Annotated in this window: 19 protein-coding genes; 10 read left to right on the top strand and 9 right to left on the bottom strand. The window is 71.6% G+C overall.

Annotated features, from left to right (window positions below; all coding sequences use genetic code 11):
* The first annotated feature begins 57 nt into the window (after window positions 1–57).
* The 6 genes from IEY30_RS16360 (at window position 58) to IEY30_RS16335 (ending at window position 4,047) form a co-directional block, all read left to right on the top strand.
* On the top strand, window positions 58–696 hold the full coding sequence (locus tag IEY30_RS16360; RefSeq protein ID WP_052358687.1) for an ATP-dependent Clp protease proteolytic subunit: 639 nt from the start codon (window positions 58–60) through the stop codon (window positions 694–696).
* A gap of 30 nt (window positions 697–726) precedes the next feature.
* Window positions 727–1,380 (top strand): ATP-dependent Clp protease proteolytic subunit, encoded by a 654-nt coding sequence (locus IEY30_RS16355; protein ID WP_030200354.1) that lies wholly within the window; start codon window positions 727–729, stop codon window positions 1,378–1,380.
* A 76-nt stretch (window positions 1,381–1,456) separates the two neighbouring features.
* A complete protein-coding gene (locus IEY30_RS16350; RefSeq protein ID WP_229675048.1) occupies window positions 1,457–1,750 on the top strand; it encodes an acyl-CoA-binding protein in 294 nt (97 codons plus the stop codon).
* Window positions 1,751–1,767: 17 nt separating this feature from the next.
* Window positions 1,768–1,938 carry a hypothetical protein gene (locus IEY30_RS16345; RefSeq protein ID WP_156035384.1) on the top strand — a complete coding sequence of 57 codons (171 nt, stop codon included), beginning with the start codon at window positions 1,768–1,770 and terminating at the stop codon, window positions 1,936–1,938.
* A 146-nt stretch (window positions 1,939–2,084) separates the two neighbouring features.
* Entirely contained in the window at window positions 2,085–3,362 is a 1,278-nt protein-coding gene (gene clpX / locus IEY30_RS16340) for an ATP-dependent Clp protease ATP-binding subunit ClpX (RefSeq protein ID WP_030200347.1), read from the top strand.
* A gap of 46 nt (window positions 3,363–3,408) precedes the next feature.
* Window positions 3,409–4,047, top strand: coding sequence for a hypothetical protein (locus IEY30_RS16335; protein WP_030200344.1), 639 nt, complete (start codon window positions 3,409–3,411; stop codon window positions 4,045–4,047).
* Window positions 4,048–4,206: 159 nt separating this feature from the next.
* On the opposite strand, the gene IEY30_RS16330 is transcribed toward IEY30_RS16335, so the two are convergent.
* The 9 genes from IEY30_RS16330 to IEY30_RS16290 form a co-directional block, all read right to left on the bottom strand.
* Window positions 4,207–5,754, bottom strand: a complete 1,548-nt coding sequence (locus IEY30_RS16330) for an MFS transporter (RefSeq protein ID WP_030200341.1) — start codon at window positions 5,752–5,754, stop codon at window positions 4,207–4,209.
* A 58-nt stretch (window positions 5,755–5,812) separates the two neighbouring features.
* Entirely contained in the window at window positions 5,813–6,466 is a 654-nt protein-coding gene (locus IEY30_RS16325) for a TetR/AcrR family transcriptional regulator (protein ID WP_030200337.1), read from the bottom strand.
* Between the two features lie 120 nt (window positions 6,467–6,586).
* A complete protein-coding gene (locus IEY30_RS16320; protein ID WP_052358713.1) occupies window positions 6,587–7,201 on the bottom strand; it encodes a hypothetical protein in 615 nt (204 codons plus the stop codon).
* Window positions 7,202–7,203: 2 nt separating this feature from the next.
* The gene (locus IEY30_RS16315; protein ID WP_030200330.1) at window positions 7,204–8,517 is read right to left on the bottom strand and encodes a DUF58 domain-containing protein; all 1,314 of its coding nucleotides are present in this window, start codon (window positions 8,515–8,517) and stop codon (window positions 7,204–7,206) included.
* A gap of 6 nt (window positions 8,518–8,523) precedes the next feature.
* The gene (locus IEY30_RS16310; RefSeq protein WP_030200326.1) at window positions 8,524–9,516 is read right to left on the bottom strand and encodes an AAA family ATPase; all 993 of its coding nucleotides are present in this window, start codon (window positions 9,514–9,516) and stop codon (window positions 8,524–8,526) included.
* A gap of 3 nt (window positions 9,517–9,519) precedes the next feature.
* Window positions 9,520–10,173, bottom strand: a complete 654-nt coding sequence (locus IEY30_RS16305; RefSeq protein ID WP_030200321.1) for a hypothetical protein — start codon at window positions 10,171–10,173, stop codon at window positions 9,520–9,522.
* Complete coding sequence (locus IEY30_RS16300; protein WP_081920562.1) at window positions 10,170–10,931, bottom strand: DUF4129 domain-containing protein; 762 nt, start codon at window positions 10,929–10,931, stop codon at window positions 10,170–10,172. The genes IEY30_RS16305 and IEY30_RS16300 overlap by 4 nt, the downstream gene beginning before the upstream one ends.
* Before the next feature lie 104 nt (window positions 10,932–11,035).
* On the bottom strand, window positions 11,036–13,690 hold the full coding sequence (gene valS, locus IEY30_RS16295) for a valine--tRNA ligase (RefSeq protein WP_030200316.1): 2,655 nt from the start codon (window positions 13,688–13,690) through the stop codon (window positions 11,036–11,038).
* 154 nt (window positions 13,691–13,844) lie between these two features.
* Window positions 13,845–15,140 carry a DUF2207 family protein gene (locus IEY30_RS16290; protein WP_162181018.1) on the bottom strand — a complete coding sequence of 432 codons (1,296 nt, stop codon included), beginning with the start codon at window positions 15,138–15,140 and terminating at the stop codon, window positions 13,845–13,847.
* 79 nt (window positions 15,141–15,219) lie between these two features.
* Between IEY30_RS16290 and IEY30_RS16285 the strand changes: the two genes are divergently transcribed.
* From IEY30_RS16285 to rplU, 4 genes are all read left to right on the top strand, one after another.
* Window positions 15,220–15,993 (top strand): lysophospholipid acyltransferase family protein, encoded by a 774-nt coding sequence (locus IEY30_RS16285; protein WP_030200306.1) that lies wholly within the window; start codon window positions 15,220–15,222, stop codon window positions 15,991–15,993.
* A gap of 35 nt (window positions 15,994–16,028) precedes the next feature.
* Window positions 16,029–16,802, top strand: coding sequence for a TIGR03936 family radical SAM-associated protein (locus tag IEY30_RS16280; RefSeq protein WP_030200300.1), 774 nt, complete (start codon window positions 16,029–16,031; stop codon window positions 16,800–16,802).
* 209 nt (window positions 16,803–17,011) lie between these two features.
* A complete protein-coding gene (locus IEY30_RS16275; RefSeq protein WP_030200298.1) occupies window positions 17,012–20,245 on the top strand; it encodes an Rne/Rng family ribonuclease in 3,234 nt (1,077 codons plus the stop codon).
* A 125-nt stretch (window positions 20,246–20,370) separates the two neighbouring features.
* The gene (rplU, locus tag IEY30_RS16270; RefSeq protein WP_028785644.1) at window positions 20,371–20,679 is read left to right on the top strand and encodes a 50S ribosomal protein L21; all 309 of its coding nucleotides are present in this window, start codon (window positions 20,371–20,373) and stop codon (window positions 20,677–20,679) included.
* Window positions 20,680–20,700: the final 21 nt, after the last annotated feature.

Here is a 20,700-nt window from a genome sequence, read left to right as displayed (position 1 = left end):
GAGCCAGCCGGCGCCGCATCCCGTGGCGAGAGGCTGGACCACTTCGACGATGGAGACATGGTGATTTCGGAGACCTCCGCCAACGGCAACGGCATGCCGGGTGGTCTGGACGACCACATCTACAACCGCCTGCTCAAGGAGCGGATCATCTTCCTCGGGTCCGACGTCCGCGACGACAACGCGAACGCCATCGCCGCGCAGCTGCTGCTGCTGTCGGCCGAGGACCCCGAGAAGGACATCTGGCTCTACATCAACAGCCCCGGCGGCTCGATCTCTGCCGGCATGGCCATCTTCGACACGATGAACTGGATCCCCAACGACGTCGCCACCGTCGCGATGGGCATGGCCGCCTCGATGGGCCAGTTCCTGCTGTCGGCCGGCACCAAGGGCAAGCGCTACGCCACGCCCCACGCCCGCGTCATGATGCACCAGCCCTCGGGCGGCATCGGCGGCACGGCCACCGACATCAAGATCCAGGCCGAGCAGATGCTCTACGTCAAGAAGCAGATGGCGCAGCTCATCGCCGAGCACACCGGCCAGACCGTCGAGCAGATCGAGAAGGACTCCGACCGCGACCGCTGGTTCAGCGCGGAGGAGGCCAAGGAGTACGGCTTCGTCGACCACGTCTTCAGCCGGTCCGACCAGGCGGTCGAGGGCAAGGGTGTCGGCCAGGCCGACGCCAAGGGCGAGAACTGACCGCGGCCTGAACAGGACTTGGAGACACGCATGAACATCGAACCCACCAACCGCCTCGCGGTGCCCGCCCCGTCGAGCCGCTACATCCTGCCGCAGTTCGAGGAGCGCACCTCCTACGGCATGAAGCGCTCCGACCCCTACAACAAGCTCTTCGAGGACCGCATCATCTTCCTCGGCGTGCAGGTCGACGACGCGTCGGCCGACGACATCATCGCCCAGCTGCTCGTGCTGGAGTCGCTCGACCCCGACCGCGACATCCTCATGTACATCAACAGCCCGGGTGGCTCGTTCACCGCCATGACGGCGATCTACGACACGATGCAGTTCGTCCGGCCCGACATCCAGACGTTCGTCATCGGCCAGGCCGCCTCGGCCGCCGCGGTGCTCCTCGGCGCCGGTGCGCCGGGCAAGCGCTTCGCCCTGCCGAACGCCCGCATCCTCATCCACCAGCCGGCGCTCTCGGGCGGCGACTACGGCCAGGCCTCGGACATCGAGATCCAGGCCAACGAGGTGCTGCGCATGCGCACGTGGCTCGAGGACACCCTCGCGCACCACACGGGCCGCACGTCCGACCAGGTCCGCAGCGACATCGAGCGCGACAAGATCCTCTCCGCCGAGGACGCCAAGGAGTACGGCCTCATCGACGAGGTGCTCGCCTCGCGCAAGGCCTCGCTCGAGAGCTGAGCTCCCGCTCGCTGTCGAGCACGTATGCCGCTGGGCCGGGTTCCGCTGGGACCCGGCCCTCGGCATACCTGCTTGGATGGCTGGTGAACCGGACGTCGAGCGTGGAGGTGCTGTCATGGCGGGTGCGGAGTTCGAGCAGGCGGTCGAGGCGGTCAAGGGCCTGACGACCGACCCCGGCAACGAGGTGAAGCTGCGTCTCTACGGGCTGTTCAAGCAGGCGACGGCCGGGGATGCGACCGGCTCGCGGCCCGGCTTCACCAACCCGGTCGGCCGCGCCAAGTACGACGCGTGGGCCAAGCTGTCGGGGACCTCGCCCGAGGCGGCCGAGGAGCAGTACGTCGCCATCGTCCGGGATCTCACGGCCGGCTGACGCTCGCAGGAGGTGGCATGTCCGGGACGACGATGCTCGTCATCGCCCTCGTGGGGCTGCTCGTCGTGATGTTCGGCGGGCTCGCGCTGGCCGTGGGACTGGGCCTGCTCACGCGTCGCCGCCGTCGCCTCGACGGCGGCGAAGACCGTGGGGCACAGCCTGATTCGGGTGGAACGACGTTCAAGTGACAGCCTCGTCGTTTGTCCGCCATCAGCGGACAAACGGCGTTGCGCGAGCGGGGGTGGCCCCCGCCGTCGTCTAATAGGAGTCGGCCCCCTTCGGGGCCGGCCGGGTGCACCCCAGCGTTCGGCGCCGACGGACCAGGAGCGAATCGGTGGCACGCATCGGAGAAGGCGGAGACCTCCTCAAGTGCTCTTTCTGCGGGAAGAGCCAGAAGCAGGTCAAGAAGCTCATCGCCGGGCCCGGTGTGTACATCTGCGACGAGTGCATCGACCTCTGCAACGAGATCATCGAGGAGGAGCTCGCCGAGAGCAGCGAGCTGGGCCTCGACCACCTGCCGAAGCCGCGCGAGATCTTCGACTTCCTGGAGAACTACGTCATCGGCCAGGACGTCGCGAAGAAGTCGCTCGCCGTCGCCGTCTACAACCACTACAAGCGCATCCAGGCCGGCGAGGGCGTCAAGCGCGACGACGACCACATCGACATCGCGAAGTCCAACATCCTGCTCATCGGGCCCACCGGCTCGGGCAAGACCTACCTCGCACAGACGCTGGCCAAGATGCTCAACGTGCCGTTCGCCATCGCGGACGCGACGGCCCTGACCGAGGCCGGCTACGTCGGCGAGGACGTCGAGAACATCCTCCTCAAGCTCATCCAGGCCGCCGACTACGACGTCAAGAAGGCCGAGACGGGCATCATCTACATCGACGAGGTCGACAAGATCGCCCGCAAGAGCGAGAACCCGTCGATCACCCGCGACGTCTCCGGCGAGGGCGTGCAGCAGGCGCTGCTCAAGATCCTCGAGGGCACGACGGCGTCGGTCCCGCCGCAGGGTGGCCGCAAGCACCCGCACCAGGAGTTCATCCAGATCGACACGACCAACGTGCTCTTCATCGTCGGCGGCGCCTTCGCCGGCCTCGAGAAGATCATCGAGTCGCGCTCGGGTCGCAAGGGCCTTGGCTTCGGCCAGCCGCTGCACAACCCCAAGGACCTCGGCGACAGCTTCCAGGACGTCATGCCCGAGGACCTGCTGAAGTTCGGTCTCATCCCCGAGTTCATCGGCCGCCTTCCGGTCCTGACGACGCTCGCGCCGCTCGACCAGCAGGCGCTCGTCAACATCCTCACGGTGCCGCGCAACGCGCTCGTCAAGCAGTACCAGAAGATGTTCGAGATCGACGGCGTCGACCTCGAGTTCACCGACGACGCCATCGCCGCCGTGGCCGACCAGGCGCTGCTGCGCGGCACCGGCGCCCGCGGGCTGCGCGCCATCATGGAGGAGGTCCTCCTCCCCGTGATGTTCGACGTCCCGAGCGACGACGAGATCGCCCGCGTCGTCGTGACCCGCGAGGTCGTCCTCGACAACGTCAACCCGACGATCGTGCGCCGTGAGGCCGAGCCCCGTGCCAAGCGGCCACGCAAGGAATCCGCCTGACGGCAGTGCGTGATCGCGGCACCCTCGGGTGATCGGAGGCTGGTCAGTGGTCGCTCCCTTCCGGCTCGTCGCCGGCGACAGCGCGCCCGTGCAGCAGACGAGCACGACGTGCGGCTCGGCGTCGCTCACGGTCGCCCGCATGCTGGCCAACCCGGCGTTCGCGCAGTGGATCCGGGACGGCATCCGCAAGGACGCCCGCGACGGCGACGTGCCCGACGCAGGCACCGAGGCGCAGCGCTTCGCCGCCTACGAGCAGGTCGTCGCCTCGCGCACCAATGCGCTGCTCGGTGCGGGAGGACGCCTGCAGCTGCCGTGGCCGAGGGCCCTCGGCACGCCGCCGTGGGGTGGCCTCCACGAGCTCGAGCACGGCGCGGCCGACCCTGACGCCGACTACGCCGTCGCGTGGTTCCGCCACCGGGGGCGGGTGGGGCTCGGTCACACGTATGCCGACCTGCGCCGTCGGGTGCGTCCCGGCCGTCCCGCCCTGCTCTACGTCGGCAACGCGTGGTCGCCGCGGCACGTCGTGCTCGTCCTGCCGCCGACGGGGGAGCAGGAGCTCGACGTCTACGAGCCCTCGGTCGGCCGCGTCGTCGACCTGCCGCAGCATGCCTTCGTCGAGCGCCGGCTCGCGGTCGCCGGCTGGGACGTCCCGTGGGCAGCCGTCTGGGACAGCCGCCCCCGCTGACGGGCACCCCAGCCCGCTGGCCCCAGCCTGGGACCGTCGAGAGGCCATTCTTTGCGGCCCTGCGCACGTCGAGAGGCCACTGTTCGTCACGAACAGTGGCCTCTCGACGTGACCCCGAGGCCACGAACTCTGGCCTCTCGACGGTAGGGCTGGAGCGGATCAGCCCATGTGGGCCGGGGCGGCTCCGTCCGTCGCGAGCTCCTGGTGGCGCACGTGCAGCGCGACGAGCGTGACGACGCCGCCGACCGCGATCATGATGGCCGCGACGAGGTAGGCCCGGCTGGCACCGTAGGTGAACGCCTCGTCGGCGATCATCTTCTGGGCCGCGGCGAGCTGCTCCTTCGAGGGAGCCGGGCCGCCCTGCGGCATCTTCGCGGTCAGCTCGGCGACCTTGTCGTTGAGGTTGTTGACGAAGATCGTGCTCAGCGTCGCGAGACCGAGCGTGCCACCGACCTGCTGCATCGTGTTGAGCACCGCCGAGGCCACCGACGAGTCCTCGTGCGCCACCCCGTGCACGGCCGTCAGCGTGAGCGGCACGAAGATCAGGCCCAGCCCGAACGCCAGGACGACGATCCACGGGAGCAGGCCCGAGGCATACGTGCTCTGCGGGGTCAGGTGGGTGAAGCCCCACATGCCGAGCGTCGCGAATCCGGCGCCGGCGCCGGAGATCCAGCGCGGGTCGACCTTGGCGATGAGGAAGCTCGCGACCTGCGCGGCCACGACGATGCCGACCGAGAACGGCAGGAACGCGAGACCGGTCTTGAGCGGCGAGTAGCCGAGGATGCTCTGGATGTAGATGCCGAGGAAGTAGAACATCGCGAACATGCCCGCACCGACGATGAGCATGACGAAGTAGGACGTGCCGCGCGTGCGGTCGCCGGGGATGCGCATCGGCAGGAGCGGGTGCGCGACCCGGGTCTCGATGACGACGAACGCGACGAGCAGGGCCACGCCGACGGCGAGGTAGGTGATCGTCGTGGCATCGCTCCACGAGGTGCTCGCAGCGTGGGTCAGACCGTAGACGAGCGTGGACAGGCCGGCGATCGAGGTGATCGCACCGGGGACGTCGAGCGAGCCGCGGCCGTCCTCGGACTCGGTGAGGATGCGCTGCGCGAGGAACGCGACGACGATGCCGATGGGCAGGTTGATGAAGAAGTTCCAGCGCCAGTCGATCTCGGTCAGCGCGCCGCCGAGGATGAGGCCGATGGCGGCACCGGCACCGGACATGGCGGCGAAGACGCCCATCGCGCGGTTGCGCTCCTTGCCGGCCGGGAAGGTCGTCGTGATGAGGGCGAGCGCGTTGGGCGCGGCGAGCGCGCCGCCGAGGCCCTGGACCGCCCGCGCGGCCAGCATCATCGTCTCGTTCTGCGCGATGCCCGCGACGAGCGAGGCGATCGTGAAGAGCACGATGCCCCAGACGAACATGCGGCGCCGGCCGTAGAGGTCACCGAGACGCCCGCCGAGCAGCAGCGCGCCACCGAAGGCGAGGGTGTAGATCGTGATGACCCACTGGAGGTTGGCCTGGCTGAAGCCGAGGTCGGTCTCGATGTGGGGGAGCGCGATGTTCACGATGGTGCCGTCGAGCACGATCATGAGCTGCGCGGCGCAGATGACGAAGAGCGCCAGTCCGAGGCGCTTGGGCGGGGTGTCGTGGGAGGTGAACTCGCCCGAGGGCTCGTTCACCTGCTCCACCGTGGTCGACGACATGGGTGTTCCTCTCGAGGACAGGCAGGAATGGTGGTGTGACGCCTCGTCGCGGTCGGGCTCAGCGGGTGCTGGGCGTGGACGCGAGGGTGGCGGCGCAGGCCGGGAGGACGACGCTGTCCACGAACTCGGCGATGCGGTGCGGTCCCGGCAGGTGTCCCGAGAGCAAGGCCTCGTGGATCGACAGGGACGGCAGGATCATCAGCAGGGTGTCGAGGTCGGCGTCGGCGCCGATCTCACCGCGCTGTCGGGCGTGCTCGAAGATGGTGCGGGTGGCCTCGATCTTCGGGGCCAGGAACCGCTCGTGGATGCCGCTCGCCAGCTCGGGCTCGCGGTGGATGACGGGGAGCAGGGCCCCCCACGTGCCGATGACGACCTCGTCGTCGAGGCCGCCGTCGGCGCACGCCTGGGCGAGCAGGTCGCCGCGCAGGCTCCCGGTGTCGGGGTCCTGCTCGGCGGGGCAGTCGATGAACAGCCCGACCGCGTCGATGACGAGGTCGCGCTTGTGGGGCCACCGGCGGTAGAGCGTCGCCTTGGACGCCCGCGCCGCGCTCGCGACGGCGTCGAACGTCAGTCGGTCGTAGCCGGCCTCACGCAGGACGTCGATCGCGGCCTCGAGGATCTCGACCTCGCGGTCACCGGCGACGCGCGGACGGCTGGCGTGCGCCGTGTCCGCGATGTCCGTCGTGCTGCCGGCCGTGTCGGTCGTGCTCATGCTCACCCGCTCCTACCCCCGATGAAACGAAACTGTTTCGTTTCATCGGAAGCGTAGGTCGAGTCCGGGCGAATGGCAAACGTCTTTCCCGGTCTCGCCCGTCGTCGCCGCGCCGGCTGCTCACGGGCGACCGACGGGCGGGCTCGTGCGCACCATCCACAGACCCACAGCGACGCCTCCCAGACCGATGACGTATGCCGCGGGCACGAGTCCGAGGGAGCGCCCGGCCAGCAGCCCCGCCAGGACGGCGACGGGCACGGCGGCAGCGAAGGCGATCGCGGTGTGACGCACCCACCGTCGCGCCGTCGGAGCCGCGAACGAGCCAGCCGGGGGAGCCGAGGCGGACAGGGCGGTGGCGGCGTGGCCCACGACGCAGCCGGCGGCGGCGGGGAGCGACCACCAGGAGAAGGAGCCGGCGGGGGTGAGGATGAACCAGCCGAAGAGGAGCAGTCCCCAGTAGGCGAGCGGCGCCGCCGAGCCGGCCCACGTCATGGTCACCAGCGGCAGCAGGACGAGCGCCCACCAGATGGCGTCGAAGCCTCCGGTGGACAGGAACAGGCTCGCGAGGAAGACGGCCACGCCACCCGTTGCCGCCAGGGTCGCTCCGACCTGGCTGAGCGACCACTCCGGCCCGGCCCCGAAGTGCACGGTGCGCCGGACCCGGACCGGCTTGGCCCTCGTCGCCTGTGGCGGTGACTGGGGCTGTGGCTGGGGCTGTGGCTGCGGCTCGGGCACGGTCACCGCCTCGCCATCCGGGGCGCGGACGCCCGCCGGGCGATGTCGCGCAGCACCTGGTCCAGCGAGCCGGGACCTCGCCACGGCACGACGGGCACGCCGCGCAGGCGCAGGGCATGGACCTCGGAGTCACGCGACAGCAGGCGCATGCGCCAGGCCAGCGACTGGTAGACGTCGGTCGTGTCGGTGACGAGGTGGTCCGGGAAGGTGTCGACGACCACCACGGTCATCCCGCGAGCGGCGAGGGTGTGCGCGAGCCCCACCATCGTCGGGTCGATGAGCGGCGAGAGCACGAGGCACAGGGCGTTCGGGTCGACGCCCCGGATGGCACGGTCACCAGTGTCCCTGTTCTCCGTCGCGGGGGAGATCGCGGCGAGCGTGTCGAGCACCCGGCGCAGGTGGTTGGTGCCCGACCCGACGCCGAGCGTCGGCACCTCCGCCGCGCCGACCGTGCGCAGCGTCAGGCGGTCGTTGCTGCGCAGGAAGTGCTCGCTGATGGCGCCGGCCGCTCGGACCGTGACGTCGAGGCTCGTCGGGTGCCCGTCGATGCCCTCCCGCGGCCCGAGGTCGCTGAAGCAGTCGACGAGCAGGAAGACGTGGGCGTCCTCGTCGGTGAAGGTCGAGGTGACGTGGAGCGTGCCGGTGCGCATCGAGACGGGCCAGTGGATGCGCCGGAGCCGGTCGCCCGGGTGGAAGCGGCGGATCGTGTTGAACTCGGAGCCGGAGCCGGGCCGGTTGGAGCGGTTGAGCCCGACGATGCCGCGAGGGTGCGGCGTCGGGGCGCTCGCGTCGAAGGCCGCCGGCACCGGCAGCGTCGCCGACGCGAGGTCGGGCAGGTCGACCGGGCCGACGCGGAAGGCTCCCCACGTGCTGACGAGGGCGATGCCCACGGTGCCCACGCGGCGCCGTCCCCAGCGCGTGGACCGCACGCCGAGGGTGGCGGCGCCGTCCTCGAGCTCGACGACACCGCTCGAGGGCTTGCGCTCCACCCACGGGGCCTGGGCCAGCGTCACGATCCCGTGGACCTCGGGCGGGGACGGCTCGATGGTCACCCGGACGCCGGTGACCGAGCCCTCCCGGAAGGTCGTGTCGCCGAGGCGGGCGGTGCCGGTGACTTCGCTCCGGGGCCGCGCGAGGTGACCCCACAGGGCGGCGACGACGAGCGGGGCGACGATGACGAGCAGGTCGGCCCGCCGACCGATGACCGCGACGATGGCGCCCGCAGCCCCGAGGACGATGGCGCGCTGGTGGGCAGCGGTCGGCTCCCACGTGCCGAGGCGTCGGGTCACCATCCGCTGGGGGCGCCACTCCGGCATGCTCGCTCAGGCGCCCGTCGTCGGGTCGGCCACGAGGTGCTCGCGGGCCGACGGGGTGGCGACGGTGCGCAGCAGGCTCTCGACGATGCTGTGGCCGGAGGCGTTGCTCATCCACAGCTCGGGCTTGACCGTGATCCGGTGCGCGAGGACCGGGACCGCGACCGCCTTGACGTCCTCGGGCGTCACGTAGTCGCGGCCGTCGATGACGGCATACGCCCGGGCGCAGAGGAGCAGCCCGAGCGCGCCACGCGGCGAGGCGCCCATGAGGACGTCGCTGTGGGTGCGGCTCGCCGCCGTCAGCGCGACGCAGTAGCGCCCGACCGACTCGTCGACGACGGTCGCCTCGACCGCGGCCTGCATCGCGAGGAGCGTCTGCGGGTCGACGACGGGCTCGAGTGTCTGCTCCTCGCGCTGCCGGGCCATGCGGTTGGACAGGATCTCCCACTCCTCGTCGAGGGTCGGGTAGCCGAACGAGATGCGCATGAGGAAGCGGTCGAGCTGGGCCTCGGGCAGCGGGTAGGTGCCTTCGTACTCGACGGGGTTCGCCGTGGCGAGCACGTGGAAGGGGCGGGGCAGCTGGAAGGTGCGACCCTCGACCGTCACCTGCTTCTCCTGCATCGCCTCGAGCAGCGCCGCCTGCGTCTTCGGCGGGGTGCGGTTGATCTCGTCGGCGAGGAGCATCCCGGCGAAGAGCGGACCGGCCCGGAACTCGAACTCGCCCTCGCGTTGGTCGTAGACGAACGAGCCGGTGATGTCGCCGGGCAGCAGGTCCGGGGTGAACTGGGCCCGCTTGAAGTCGAGCCCGAGGGTCTGGGCGAAGCTGCGCGCGGCGAGCGTCTTGCCCAGGCCCGGGAAGTCCTCCATGAGCACGTGCCCACCGGCGAGGATGCCCGAGAGCACGAGCCGCAGCGCCTCGCGCTTGCCGACCACGGCGCGGTCGACCTCGTCGAGGACGGCGCTGCTCAGCTCACTGACCCGGGTCAGGTTCATCTCGGTCATGCGTTACCACTGCTCGATTCGTCGGAGGATGGGGTCGAGGCGCTGGGGGCGGTAGAGGTCGGGCGGCGGCAGGCCGACGAGCAGGTCCCACAGCTCGGGCGGGGTGACGCCCTGCGCCCACCGGGGCTCCTCCTCGGCGACGATGCCGTGCTTGGCGTAGAGGCGCTCGCGGATGAGCACCTGCAGCTGGAGGTGCACGTCGTGCACGACGCTCTCGCGGCCCTCCTTGCGGCGGTCGGCGGCCTCGAGGCGCGCCGCGAGGTTGGTGACCCGGAAGTCGTTGCCGCGCGAGTGACCGCCGAAGCCGCCGTCGACGAGGGGCCAGAGCGTCAGCTCGTGGGGCTCGGTGTGGTCGAGCAGGTGCCAGGCCAGCATCGCGACGGCGACGACGATCGCGAGGAGCACCGGCACGTCCGGTGCCAGGCCGAGCGCGGCCGTCAGGGCCGACAGCGCCACCCAGGTCAGCAGCAGCCAGACGATCCGCCGCCGCCACGGGCGCAGCGCGGCGACGAGTGCCCGCCTCCCGGTCTGCTCGCCGCGAACCGCACCGCGCGGGAGCGGCCGCACGCTCGTCTTCGGGACGCCCTCGCGCGCCTCGCGCGCCTCGCGCGCCTCACGTCGGGTCTGAGGAGGCGTGCCGTCCGGTTGGCTGCTCACGGCCGCTCCCTCCCCGGGGACGACGAGGCAGCGGCCTGCTGCTCGGCCTCCCGCTGGGCCCGCTCCGCGGCCTGGCGGGAGGCGACGCGCTCGAGGTCGGCGATGAGCACCCGGAGGTCGGTGACGGCGCGGTCACGGTGACCCTCGCCGAGCTCGTGCACGGAGAAGCGGGCCTCGCGGTAGAGCGCCGCGAGGTCGCCGAGCCGCTCGGAGTCGACGGGCCAGACCCCGATGACGCGTTCGGTGTACTCGCTCGAGGTCTCGGCCGGCAACCGGGGCAGGCCGGTGGCAGCGGCGGACGTCTCGAGGCCGAGCCACGCAGCGACGATGGCGTTGCGCGGCTCACCGGACTCGAGGTCGCGCAGACGCTCGCGGGCGGCCTCGAGCAGCTCGCCCGGCACGACGGGGATCGCGAAGTCGGGCTCCTCGTGCAGCTCGAGGTGAGGGCGTCGCCGCAGGAGCGAGCGGACCAGCTGGACCAGCGCGAAGGCGACGAGCAGGCCGGTGGCGACGAGGATCAGCTGGACGAGCGTGATGAGCACCGGCGATGGGTCGTACGGTGCCGGGTTGGTCGTGTACGTCGTGGCCGGCAGCGTGAGGCTCGACGGCGTCGAGGTGACCGTGGGCAGGGGCGTGAACGTCTGCGTGTCGGTCGGGCGCGAGAGCAGCGACAGCGGCCGGCCCAGCGCAGCCACGACCAGGGCGGCCATGACGACGGCGGCACCGGCGAAGGTGAGCTGCACCCCCCGTCTCGACATGCGAGAGACCTTATGCCAGCAGGGAGCCCGACAGTCCGGTAGCGCGCGGATCGTTGCCGTCCTGAGAGGTCAGGACGGCAACGACCGACGGCGTGGTGGGTGGGTCAGCCCTGCGCGGGAGGCTTCTCGACGGGGACGAGCTCGGCGTCGCGGACCTCGACGGCCTCGCCCTCGGCATACGCGAGCTCACTGATGCGCCCGCTCGCCCGCAGGTCGGCCTCGGCCGCCTGCACGTGCGCGACGGACGCGGCGGGCGCGACGAGGGTCATGGTGCGCACCTCGGCGCGCATGCCGACCTTGGCCTCGGACTTGACCTTGCGCACGCCGGCGAGGGCGGCGCCCACCGACGGCAGCAGCGCGGCGTCGCCGCCGGCCGGCAGCTCCGCGCCGGTCGGCCACGGCTGACGGTGCACCGAGCCGTCACCGAACCACGACCAGACCTCCTCGGTCGCGTAGGGGATGAACGGCGCCAGCAGGCGCAGCAGCGTCTCGAGCGCGAGGCGCAGGGCGGCACGTGCGCTGGCCGCGGCCTCCTCGCCCTGGCCGCCGTAGGCGCGGTCCTTGACGAGCTCGAGGTAGTCGTCGCAGAAGGTCCAGAAGAAGGTCTCGGTCGCCTCGAGCGAGCGGGTGTAGTCCCAGCTCTCGAAGCCCTGCGTGGCCTTGTCGACGACGTCGGCGAGCGCCGCGAGCATCGACAGGTCGAGCGGGTGTGTGACCGCCGTGCGCAGGTCGCCGTCGACGTCGCCGAAGCCCAGGGCGAACTTGCTCGCGTTGAGCACCTTGATCGCGAGGCGCCGGCCGACCTTCATCTGGCCGGTGTCGTAGGCGGCGTCGGTGCCCAGGCGTCCGGAGGCCGCCCAGTAGCGCACGGCGTCGGCGCCGTTGGCCTTGACGACGTCCTCGGGCGTCTCGGCGTTGCCCTTGGACTTGCTCATCTTCTTGCGGTCGGGGTCGAGGATCCAGCCGCTGATGGCGGCGTGACGCCACGGCGCGACGCCGTGCTCGAAGTACGACCGCGTCACCGTGGCGAAGAGCCAGGTGCGGATGATGTCGTGCGCCTGCGGGCGCATGTCGTAGGGGAAGATCGAGGCGAAGAGCGCCTCGTCCGAGCCGAGGCCCTCGCCCTCGCGCACCGGCCAGCCGGCCGCGATCTGCGGGGTGAGCGACGAGGTGGCCCACGTGTCCATGATGTCGGGGTCGGCGACGAACCCGCCCGGCACGCCGCGCTGGCTCTCGTCGTAGCCCTCGGGGACGTCGATCTGCGGGTCGACGGGCAGCGCCGACTCGGGGGCGACGATGGGGTGCTCGTGGTCGGTCTCGCCCTCGGCCGTCACGGGGTACCAGACCGGGAAGGGCACGCCGAAGAAGCGCTGGCGCGAGATGAGCCAGTCCCCGTTGAGGCCCTCGACCCAGTTCTTGTAGCGCGAGCGCATGAAGGCGGGGTGGAAGTCGACCTCGTCGCCCATCCCGACGAGCTTGCCGCGCAGGGCCTCGTCGCGGCCGCCGTTGCGGATGTACCACTGGCGCGAGGTGACGATCTCGAGGGGCTTGTCGCCCTTCTCGTAGAAGTTGGCCTTGCGCTGGGTCTTCTGCGGCTCGCCGTCGAGGTCGCCGGACTCGCGCAGCGCGGCCACGACGGCCTCGCGGGCGCTGAACGTCGTCTTGGTCGCGAGGGACTCGGCGTAGAGCGCCTCGCCGGGGCCGCCGGCGATCCACTCGGGAGTCTCGGCCTGCAGGCGCCCGTTGCGGGTGATGAGCGAGCGGATCGGCAGCTGCAGCTCGCGCCACCACATGACGTCGGTGAGGTCACCGAACGTGCAGCACATGGCGATGCCGGCGCCCTTGTCCATCTCGGCGGCGCGGTGCGCCAGCACCGGCACCTCGACGCCGAAGAGCGGCGAGGTGACGGTCGTGCCGAAGAGCGGCTGGTAGCGCTCGTCGTCGGGGTGCGCGATGAGCGCGACGACCGACGGGATGAGCTCGGGACGCGTCGTCTCGATGTGGACGGGCTCGCCGCCCGCACGGTGGAACGCGACGCGGTGGTACGCGCCGGGGTAGTCGCGCGCCTCGAGCTCGGCCTGCGCGACCGCCGTCTGGAACGTCACGTCCCAGAGGCCGGGGGCCTCGCTCTGGTAGGCCTCGCCGCGGGCGAGGTTGCGCAGGAACGCCTGCTGCGCGACGGCGCGCGAGCGCTCGTCGATGGTGCGGTAGGTGATGTTCCAGTCGAGGCTGAAGCCCAGGCGGCGGAAGAGCGACTCGAAGGTCACCTCGTCCTTGACCGTGAGGACGTCGCACAGCTCGATGAAGTTCTTGCGGCTGATCGGGCGCTGGTCGGCGGCCTTGATCGCCTTGCCCTTGGCGTCCACGCCCTCCTCGAACGGCGGCGTGAAGCCTTCCTCGTAGGGCAGGCTCGCGTCGCCGCGCACGCCGTAGTAGTTCTGCACCCGGCGCTCGGTCGGCAGGCCGTTGTCGTCCCAGCCGATGGGGTAGAAGACCTCGAGGCCCTGCATGCGCTTGTAGCGGGCCATGCAGTCGGTGTGGGTGTAGCTGAAGACGTGACCGACGTGCAGGCTGCCGCTCGCCGTGGGCGGCGGGGTGTCGATGGCGAAGACCTGCTCGCGGGGGAGGGTGAGGGCCTTCTCGCGGTCGAAGGCGTAGGTGCCCTGCTCGGCCCATACCTGCATCCACTTCTCCTCGAGCCCGTCGAGCGTGGGCCGCTCGGGGATCCGCGAGGTCGTGGTGTCAGGTGCGTCAGTCATGCGCCCAATCCTTCCAGACGCGACGGGGTGCCCTCGACCGCCTTCCCGGCCGTGGGCCGCACGGCCGATGGCTGGAGCCGAGGAGGCGGCACTCGCGAGCTTGCGAGGGACTGCCACCTCATTTCGGAATGCCGTGTGGCCGGGCGGGTGCCCGTCAGAAGTCGCAGCCGGGCAGGTCGCACCCGTCGCCGCAGCCCGGCACGTCGCAGCCGTCGCCGCACCCGGCGAGGCCGTCGAAGGAGAAGAGCGAGTCGGCGGCGTCGGTGAAACCGTCGACACCGTCGAACAGGTCGCCGGGGTCGGTGCACCACGTGGTGGCGTCGCCGATGTCGGACAGGGCGTCACCGAGGGAGAGGTCGCCGCCGTCGGAACCGCCGACGTCGTACCAGTCGAGGCCGTCGACGTAGTCGGTCCAGTGGCTGTCCTTGGCGAGGTGGCGGAGCAGGTCGGCGAAGTGGGCCGTCAGACCGAAGGCGACGGCATACGGCAGGTAGCTGCTGAGCAGGGCTCGCTTCTCCTCGAAGCGCAGCCGGTCGGCCTCGGCGGTGGCGAGGTACTCGCGGAAGCCGAGTGCCTCGATGCGCAGCGCGGTGCCCTCGGCCGTGCGCGGCGTCCGGGCGCCGCCCCAGCGCGCGAGGACGACGAGCGCGACGACGAGGCCGACGAGCACCGGCGTCAGCGACCAGTCGTGGGCGTGGCCCAGGCCGGTCACGACGAGGGCCGCGGCGACGAGGACGAGCGGCACGAGCACGGCGAGCCCGACGGCGCGGGTGCGCCCGTTGCGGGCCCGGGGGTGGCGGGCGTACCAGCCGCGGTCGACGACCTCGCGGTAGAGCCCGATCTGGGCCTCGCGCATCGTGAGGCCGAACGAGCCCTTGAGCGTCGACAGCCGCACGTCGTCGCCACCCTCGAAGAGCCGGTCGAGCAGGAGCTGCTCGAAGGCTGTGAGCCTCTCGATCGGCGCCGGGTCGACGCGTCGCAGCTCCCAGTCGCGCGGACGGCCGTCCCGCTCCCCGGGGACCTCGATGATGCGGAACCAGCCGCGGACGGCGAGGTCGAGCAGGGTCGCGCTGACGTCGTGGGGGTCGGCGACGCCGTCGACGACGGTCCCGACGACGCCCGGGCGCACGTCCCGCGGGGGAGCGAAGGCCGGCGCCACCGTGCCCGACCACTCGCCGCCGCGCACCCGGTGGCGGGGCGCCGTCGCGGGGTCCTGCGGCACCAGGCCCGGGGTGAGGTCGTCGAACATCTCGTCGCGACCGCGCCACCACTTGACGAGCACCACGAGGCCCGCGAGCAGGATCGGCACGAGCCCGATGACGGCGGCGCCGACGAAGGTGTCCCGGTCGACGAGGGCCGGCGTCGCGGCATGCGCCAGGTCTGCGAGGTCCGGCAGGCCGCTCGGGACCCTCGCCTGCGTGGCGTGCATCACTGCAACGCTCGTGCTCACGGTCATCTCCCGTTCGTCGGCACCCCTGGTTGCCGGCATCGGCGTGCCGAAGCGTAGCGACGCAGGGCAGAGTGTCCCCATGGAGCCCGTCTACTCGTCCGTCATCGGTTTCGCCCGCGGGGTGTTCGCGATGCAGGGACTGAAGTTCACCATCCTCGGCGACGACAACGTGCCACGCACCGGGGGAGCGGTGATGACGATCAACCACACCGGCTACATGGACTTCGCCTACGCCGGGCTCGCCGCCCAGAAGTCCGGGCGCCTCGTGCGCTTCATGGCCAAGGACGGCGTCTTCAGCCACCCGGTCAGCGGTCCGCTCATGCGCGGCATGCACCACATCCCCGTGGACCGCACCGCCGGCGCGGCGTCGTATGCCGCGGCCGTGGCGGCGCTGCGGGCGGGTGAGATCGTCGGCGTCTTCCCCGAGGCCACGATCTCGCGCTCGTTCGAGCTCAAGGACTTCAAGACCGGCGCCGCGCGGATGGCGATCGAGGCGGGGGTCCCGATCCTGCCCGTCGTCATCTGGGGCTCGCAGCGGGTCTGGACCAAGGGCCACCCCAAGCGCCTCGGACGCACCAACGTGCCGATCATCATGTCGGTCGGCGAGCCCATCCCGGTCGCCGCCGACGCCGACCCCGACGAGGTGACTGCCCGCTACAAGGCCGTCATGGCCCACATGCTCGACATCGCGCGGGCGGCCTACGAGCCGCTCACCGGCCCGGACCTCAAGTTCCTGCCCGCGAGCATGGGCGGCACCGCCCCCACGCTGGCCGAGGCGACCCGGCTCGACGAGGCCGAGTCGGCCGAGCGCCAGCGCCGGGCCGACGAGCAGCGCGGCTTCCCGACCGACTGACGGCGCCGCCCCGCGGCGCCGGTAGCCTTCCGGGCATGGCTCGTCAGGCACGTCAGCGCGTCCCCGAGGGACCGGCACCGGACCCCGCGGTCCAGAAGCTCCGGATCCGCTACACGAAGCGGGGACGGCTGCGGTTCACCTCCAGCCGCGACTTCCAGCGTGCGCTCGAGCGTGCCCTGCGGCGCGCGGACGTCCCGATGGCGTTCTCCGCGGGCTTCCACCCGCACCCGAAGATCAGCTACGCGAACGCCGCCGCTACGGGCACGGGCAGCGAGGCGGAGTACTTCGAGATCTCGGTGACCCAGCGCGTCGAGCCGGAGTCGGTGCGCATCGCCCTGGACGAGGCCCTCCCGGAGGGCATCGACATCCTCCAGGTCGTCGAGGCCGCCTCGGGTGCGCTCGCCGACCGCCTCGAGGCCAGCGACTGGCTCCTCGAGTTCGGGGGCGTGTCGCTGGAGGTCCTCGCGGCGGCGGTGGACCGCCTGCTCGAGCGCGAGACGGCCGAGGTGACCCGCCTGACGAAGTCCGGTCCGCGCACCTTCGACGTGCGCGCCGCAATCGTCTCCGCCCGGGTGCTGGCACCGGGCGACGCGCTCGCCGACACGGTCACGTCTCACGCTGTCGGGGCCGACTGTGCGATACTGCGCATGGTCGTACGGCACACCACACCGGCTGTACGCCCCGACGACATTCTGACCGCGCTGCGTGAGATCGCCGACCTGCAGCCTCCGCGTCCCCCACTGGTGACGCGTCTGGCGCAGGGACCGCTCGACACCGCAAACGTGCGGGTGACCGACCCGTTGGAATGACCTGCCAGGTCATGACGACGAACCGGTTGCCGACCAGGACGCCGACGGCATTCGATCACGGGGCCGCGCCCAGCGCGAACCGTTTTCGGGTGTAGCGAGACGACTTCCGTCCCGTCGCACACGCGGCGCGACGACTGCAACCGCACTCGTGCGGTGTCGGCGGCTCCGGCCGGGTGTGGGTCGCACCGCACCTGACGGGAGACTGCCTGATGGCACCCAACGACACCACCGCCGGCGACGACGCGACCCTGTTCCCCGAGGCCGACGCCCCGACGCCACGCCGCCGCGCCCCGCGCCGCAGCACGAAGAAGGCGACGACCATCGAGCCGGCCGCCCAGCCGGTCAGCGAGTCGCCCATGGAGCCAGCCGCGGCCGCCCCCACGAGCGATGCAGTCGAGGCCCCCAGCGCCCCGGGCACCGACGAGGTCGGTGACGCCACCGAGACCAAGCGTCCGGCACGCAAGCGCGCCACCCGCAAGAAGGCCGACACCGGCGACGCCGCCGGTGCCCCCGCCGACTCCACCGCCGCTGCGGCGCCCCGGGCCGCCAAGCGCGCCCCGCGCAGCAAGGCCGCCCGCGCCAGTGCCGCGGTCGAGGAGCTCGTCGCGGGGGTCCAGGGCGAGGCGCCGGCAGCCGTCGAGCCCGAGGCAGCGCCGTCCGTGGAGGCCGCCGCGTCCGCGGAGCCCGTGCAGGCGGCGGAGGCCGCCGCCGTCGTCGACGTCGACGCCTTCGACGAGACCGAGAGCACCGACGACCTGCCCGTGCTCGACGCCGGCGACGCGGACTCCCGTCCGTCCGCCGTCGTCCCCAGCTTCAGCGTGCTCTTCCAGGCGCCCGACGCGAGCCAGGCGACGCCGACGCGCCGTCGTCGTGCATCCGCTCCGGCCCAGCCGGTCGAGCACGTCGAGGAGGCGGAGGAGGAGCCGGTCGAGGAGACCGTCGAGGAGGTCCAGGACCACGAGCCCGACGCCGACGCCACGGTCCGCTCAGACGAGCAGGACGACGAGGAGAGCAGCCCCCGGCGCTCGCGTCGCCGCCGCGGCGGCAAGGGCCGCCGGGGCCGCGCCAACGACGAGGACGACGCCCAGGACCAGCCGTCCGACTCCCGCGGCTGGGGTGATTCCCGTGGCGCGTCAGCCGACACCGGTGACGAGGGCGACGCCGACCACGAGGGCGACACCGACGCCGACTCCGACAACGGGTCCGACACCGACGACGAGGGTGTGTCGAGCCGTCGTCGCCGTCGTCGCCGCCGCGCCGGCTCGGCCGCCGACTCCGGGGACGACACACCCAACGTCTCGACCCGGGTGCGCCAGCCGCGCAGCCAGAGCGACGAGCCCGTCGCCGTGAAGGGCTCGACCCGGCTCGAGGCCAAGAAGCAGCGCCGCCGCGAGGGCCGCGAGGCCGGCCGTCGCCGCACGATCATCACCGAGGCGGAGTTCCTCGCCCGCCGCGAGGCCGTCGACCGGGTCATGGTCGTGCGCAACAAGGACGGGCGCACCCAGATGGGCGTCCTCGAGGACGGCGTCCTCGTCGAGCACTACATCGACCAGGCCACGAACGTCTCGATGGCCGGCAACATCTACCTCGGCCGGGTCCAGAACGTCCTGCCCTCGATGGAGGCCGCCTTCGTCGACATCGGCAAGGGCCGCAACGCCGTGCTGTACGCCGGTGAGGTCAACTGGGACGCCGCCGGCCTCGAGGCCAACCAGCCCAAGCGCATCGAGAACGCCCTCGGCTCCGGCCAGACCGTGCTCGTGCAGGTCACCAAGGACCCGATCGGCCACAAGGGCGCACGCCTCACGTCGCAGATCTCGCTGCCGGGCCGCTACCTCGTCTACGTGCCGAACAGCTCGATGACCGGCATCAGCCGCAAGCTGCCCGACACCGAGCGCGCCCGCCTCAAGAAGATCCTGCGCGACGTCGTGCCGGACTCCGCCGGCGTCATCGTCCGCACCGCGGCCGAGGGCGCGAGCGAGGAGGAGCTGCGCGCCGACGTCGAGCGCCTCACCCGCACGTGGGAGGACATCCAGGCCAAGGCCGAGGCGGCCTCGTCACCGCGTGCCGGCAAGAGCAAGGGCAAGAAGAAGAACGGCGCCGCCGGCTCCGCGACCGGTGGCCAGGCCCCGATGCTCCTGCACGGCGAGCCCGACCTCACGGTCCGCGTCATCCGTGACGTCTTCAACGAGGACTTCAAGCAGCTCGTCGTCGCCGGCGACCAGGCGTGGAACGAGATCCACCCCTACATCAGCTCCGTCGCCCCCGACCTCGCCGACCGCGTCACGAAGTGGACGTCGGAGGAGGACCTCTTCACGCACCACCGCGTCGACGAGCAGCTGTCCAAGGCGATGGACCGCAAGGTCTGGCTGCCGAGCGGCGGCTCGCTCGTCATCGACCGCACCGAGGCGATGACCGTCGTCGACGTCAACACCGGCAAGTTCGTCGGCTCGGGCGGCAACCTCGAGGAGACGGTGACGAAGAACAACATCGAGGCGGCCGAGGAGATCGTGCGCCAGCTCAGGCTGCGCGACATCGGCGGCATCATCGTCATCGACTTCATCGACATGGTCCTCGAGAGCAACCGCGAGCTCGTCGTGCGTCGCCTGCTCGAGTGCCTCGGCCGCGACCGGACCAAGCACCAGGTCGCCGAGGTCACCTCGCTCGGCCTGGTCCAGATGACTCGCAAGCGGGTCGGCTCGGGCCTCATCGAGGTCTTCTCCGAGACCTGCGACCACTGCAACGGGCGCGGCTTCATCATCCACACCGACCCCGTCGACAAGGGCGCGCACCCGCAGGAGCAGGGCCAGCACGGCCAGCAGGGTCAGCAGGGTCAGGGCGACGGCGGCAGCAGCCGCAGCCGCCGCGGCCGCGGCCAGGGAGCCGGCCAGAACGGCAACAACCAGGGCGGCAACGGCTCCGGCCAGCAGTCCGGCCTGCAGTCGGGTGCGCAGTCGGCGCACGCGGAGTCCAAGGCCAACGGGCCCACCGCGGCCCAGATCGCAGCGGCCGCCCACGCCGCCGCGGTCAAGAGCGCCTCCGGCCAGCCCGTGGGCGAGGCGGCAGCCGAGGCCGTCGCCGAGATCGCGGCGGAGGCCGCCGGCGAGGCGAAGGCCGGTCACGGCTTCCCCCTCGACGCGGGCCCCTGGTCCGGTGACGACGCCCACGAGGTCGACAGCGCCGATGACCAGGCCACCCAGGGCGGCTCGCACGTCGAGCTCGAGTCCGACGTGACCGACGCGGCCGGCGACGAGACGCAGCAGCCCGAGCAGGCCCAGCAGCCTGAGCAGCCTGAGGTGAGCGTCGAGACCACCGGCGCCGCACCGGTCGAGGCGCAGGTCGAGGTGCAGCCCGCCGCCCGCGGCCGGCGCCGCCGTGGACGCGTCGTCGCCCCGGCCGGCCCGCCCCGCGCGAGCAACGAGTCCGGTCCCGCCGACGGCGCCTGACCTCGGTTTGGAGCTGGGACCTCCCAGCCGGTAATCTTGTCCCTTGGTGCGCCCACCGGGCCCGTGTTGACGGGCCGGTGCCGAAAGTGGCGATACCACCCCTTGATGAGAGAGTGAGTTTCACTGTGTACGCGATTGTTCGCGCTGGCGGTCGCCAGGAGAAGGTGTCGGTGGGCGATGTCCTGCTCGTCGACAAGGTGACGGGTCAGCCCGGCGATGCCATCGAGCTCACGCCGCTGCTCCTCGTGGACGGCACGACCGTGACGTCCGACGCCGACAAGCTGTCGAAGGTGTCGGTCAAGGCCGAGGTCGTCAAGGCCGCCAAGGGCCCCAAGATCGTCATCATGAAGTACAAGAACAAGACCGGCTACCGCAAGCGTCAGGGCCACCGTCAGCCGCTGACCCAGGTCAAGATCACCGCCATCAACGCGTGATCCGCCCGGAACCCAGAGACT

The organism is Terrabacter tumescens, assembly GCF_014646815.1.
Taxonomy (GTDB): Bacteria; Actinomycetota; Actinomycetes; order Actinomycetales; family Dermatophilaceae; genus Terrabacter; species Terrabacter tumescens.
Note: the sequence above shows the minus strand (reverse complement) of the source record. Positions and strands in the feature narration are given on the sequence as shown.

What these genes read in the sequence shown, in the direction of transcription:
- IEY30_RS16360 (WP_052358687.1), top strand. Translation starts at nt 58, where the DNA reads ATGGTGATTTCGGAGACCTCCGCCAACGGCAACGGCATGCCGGGTGGT.
- IEY30_RS16355 (WP_030200354.1), top strand. Translation starts at nt 727, where the DNA reads ATGAACATCGAACCCACCAACCGCCTCGCGGTGCCCGCCCCGTCGAGC.
- IEY30_RS16350 (WP_229675048.1), top strand. Translation starts at nt 1,457, where the DNA reads ATGGCTGGTGAACCGGACGTCGAGCGTGGAGGTGCTGTCATGGCGGGT.
- IEY30_RS16345 (WP_156035384.1), top strand. Translation starts at nt 1,768, where the DNA reads ATGTCCGGGACGACGATGCTCGTCATCGCCCTCGTGGGGCTGCTCGTC.
- IEY30_RS16330 (WP_030200341.1), bottom strand. Translation starts at nt 5,754, where the DNA reads ATGTCGTCGACCACGGTGGAGCAGGTGAACGAGCCCTCGGGCGAGTTC.
- IEY30_RS16325 (WP_030200337.1), bottom strand. Translation starts at nt 6,466, where the DNA reads ATGAGCACGACCGACACGGCCGGCAGCACGACGGACATCGCGGACACG.
- IEY30_RS16315 (WP_030200330.1), bottom strand. Translation starts at nt 8,517, where the DNA reads ATGCCGGAGTGGCGCCCCCAGCGGATGGTGACCCGACGCCTCGGCACG.
- IEY30_RS16310 (WP_030200326.1), bottom strand. Translation starts at nt 9,516, where the DNA reads ATGACCGAGATGAACCTGACCCGGGTCAGTGAGCTGAGCAGCGCCGTC.
- IEY30_RS16300 (WP_081920562.1), bottom strand. Translation starts at nt 10,931, where the DNA reads ATGTCGAGACGGGGGGTGCAGCTCACCTTCGCCGGTGCCGCCGTCGTC.
- valS (WP_030200316.1), bottom strand. Translation starts at nt 13,690, where the DNA reads ATGACTGACGCACCTGACACCACGACCTCGCGGATCCCCGAGCGGCCC.
- IEY30_RS16285 (WP_030200306.1), top strand. Translation starts at nt 15,220, where the DNA reads ATGGAGCCCGTCTACTCGTCCGTCATCGGTTTCGCCCGCGGGGTGTTC.
- IEY30_RS16280 (WP_030200300.1), top strand. Translation starts at nt 16,029, where the DNA reads ATGGCTCGTCAGGCACGTCAGCGCGTCCCCGAGGGACCGGCACCGGAC.
- IEY30_RS16275 (WP_030200298.1), top strand. Translation starts at nt 17,012, where the DNA reads ATGGCACCCAACGACACCACCGCCGGCGACGACGCGACCCTGTTCCCC.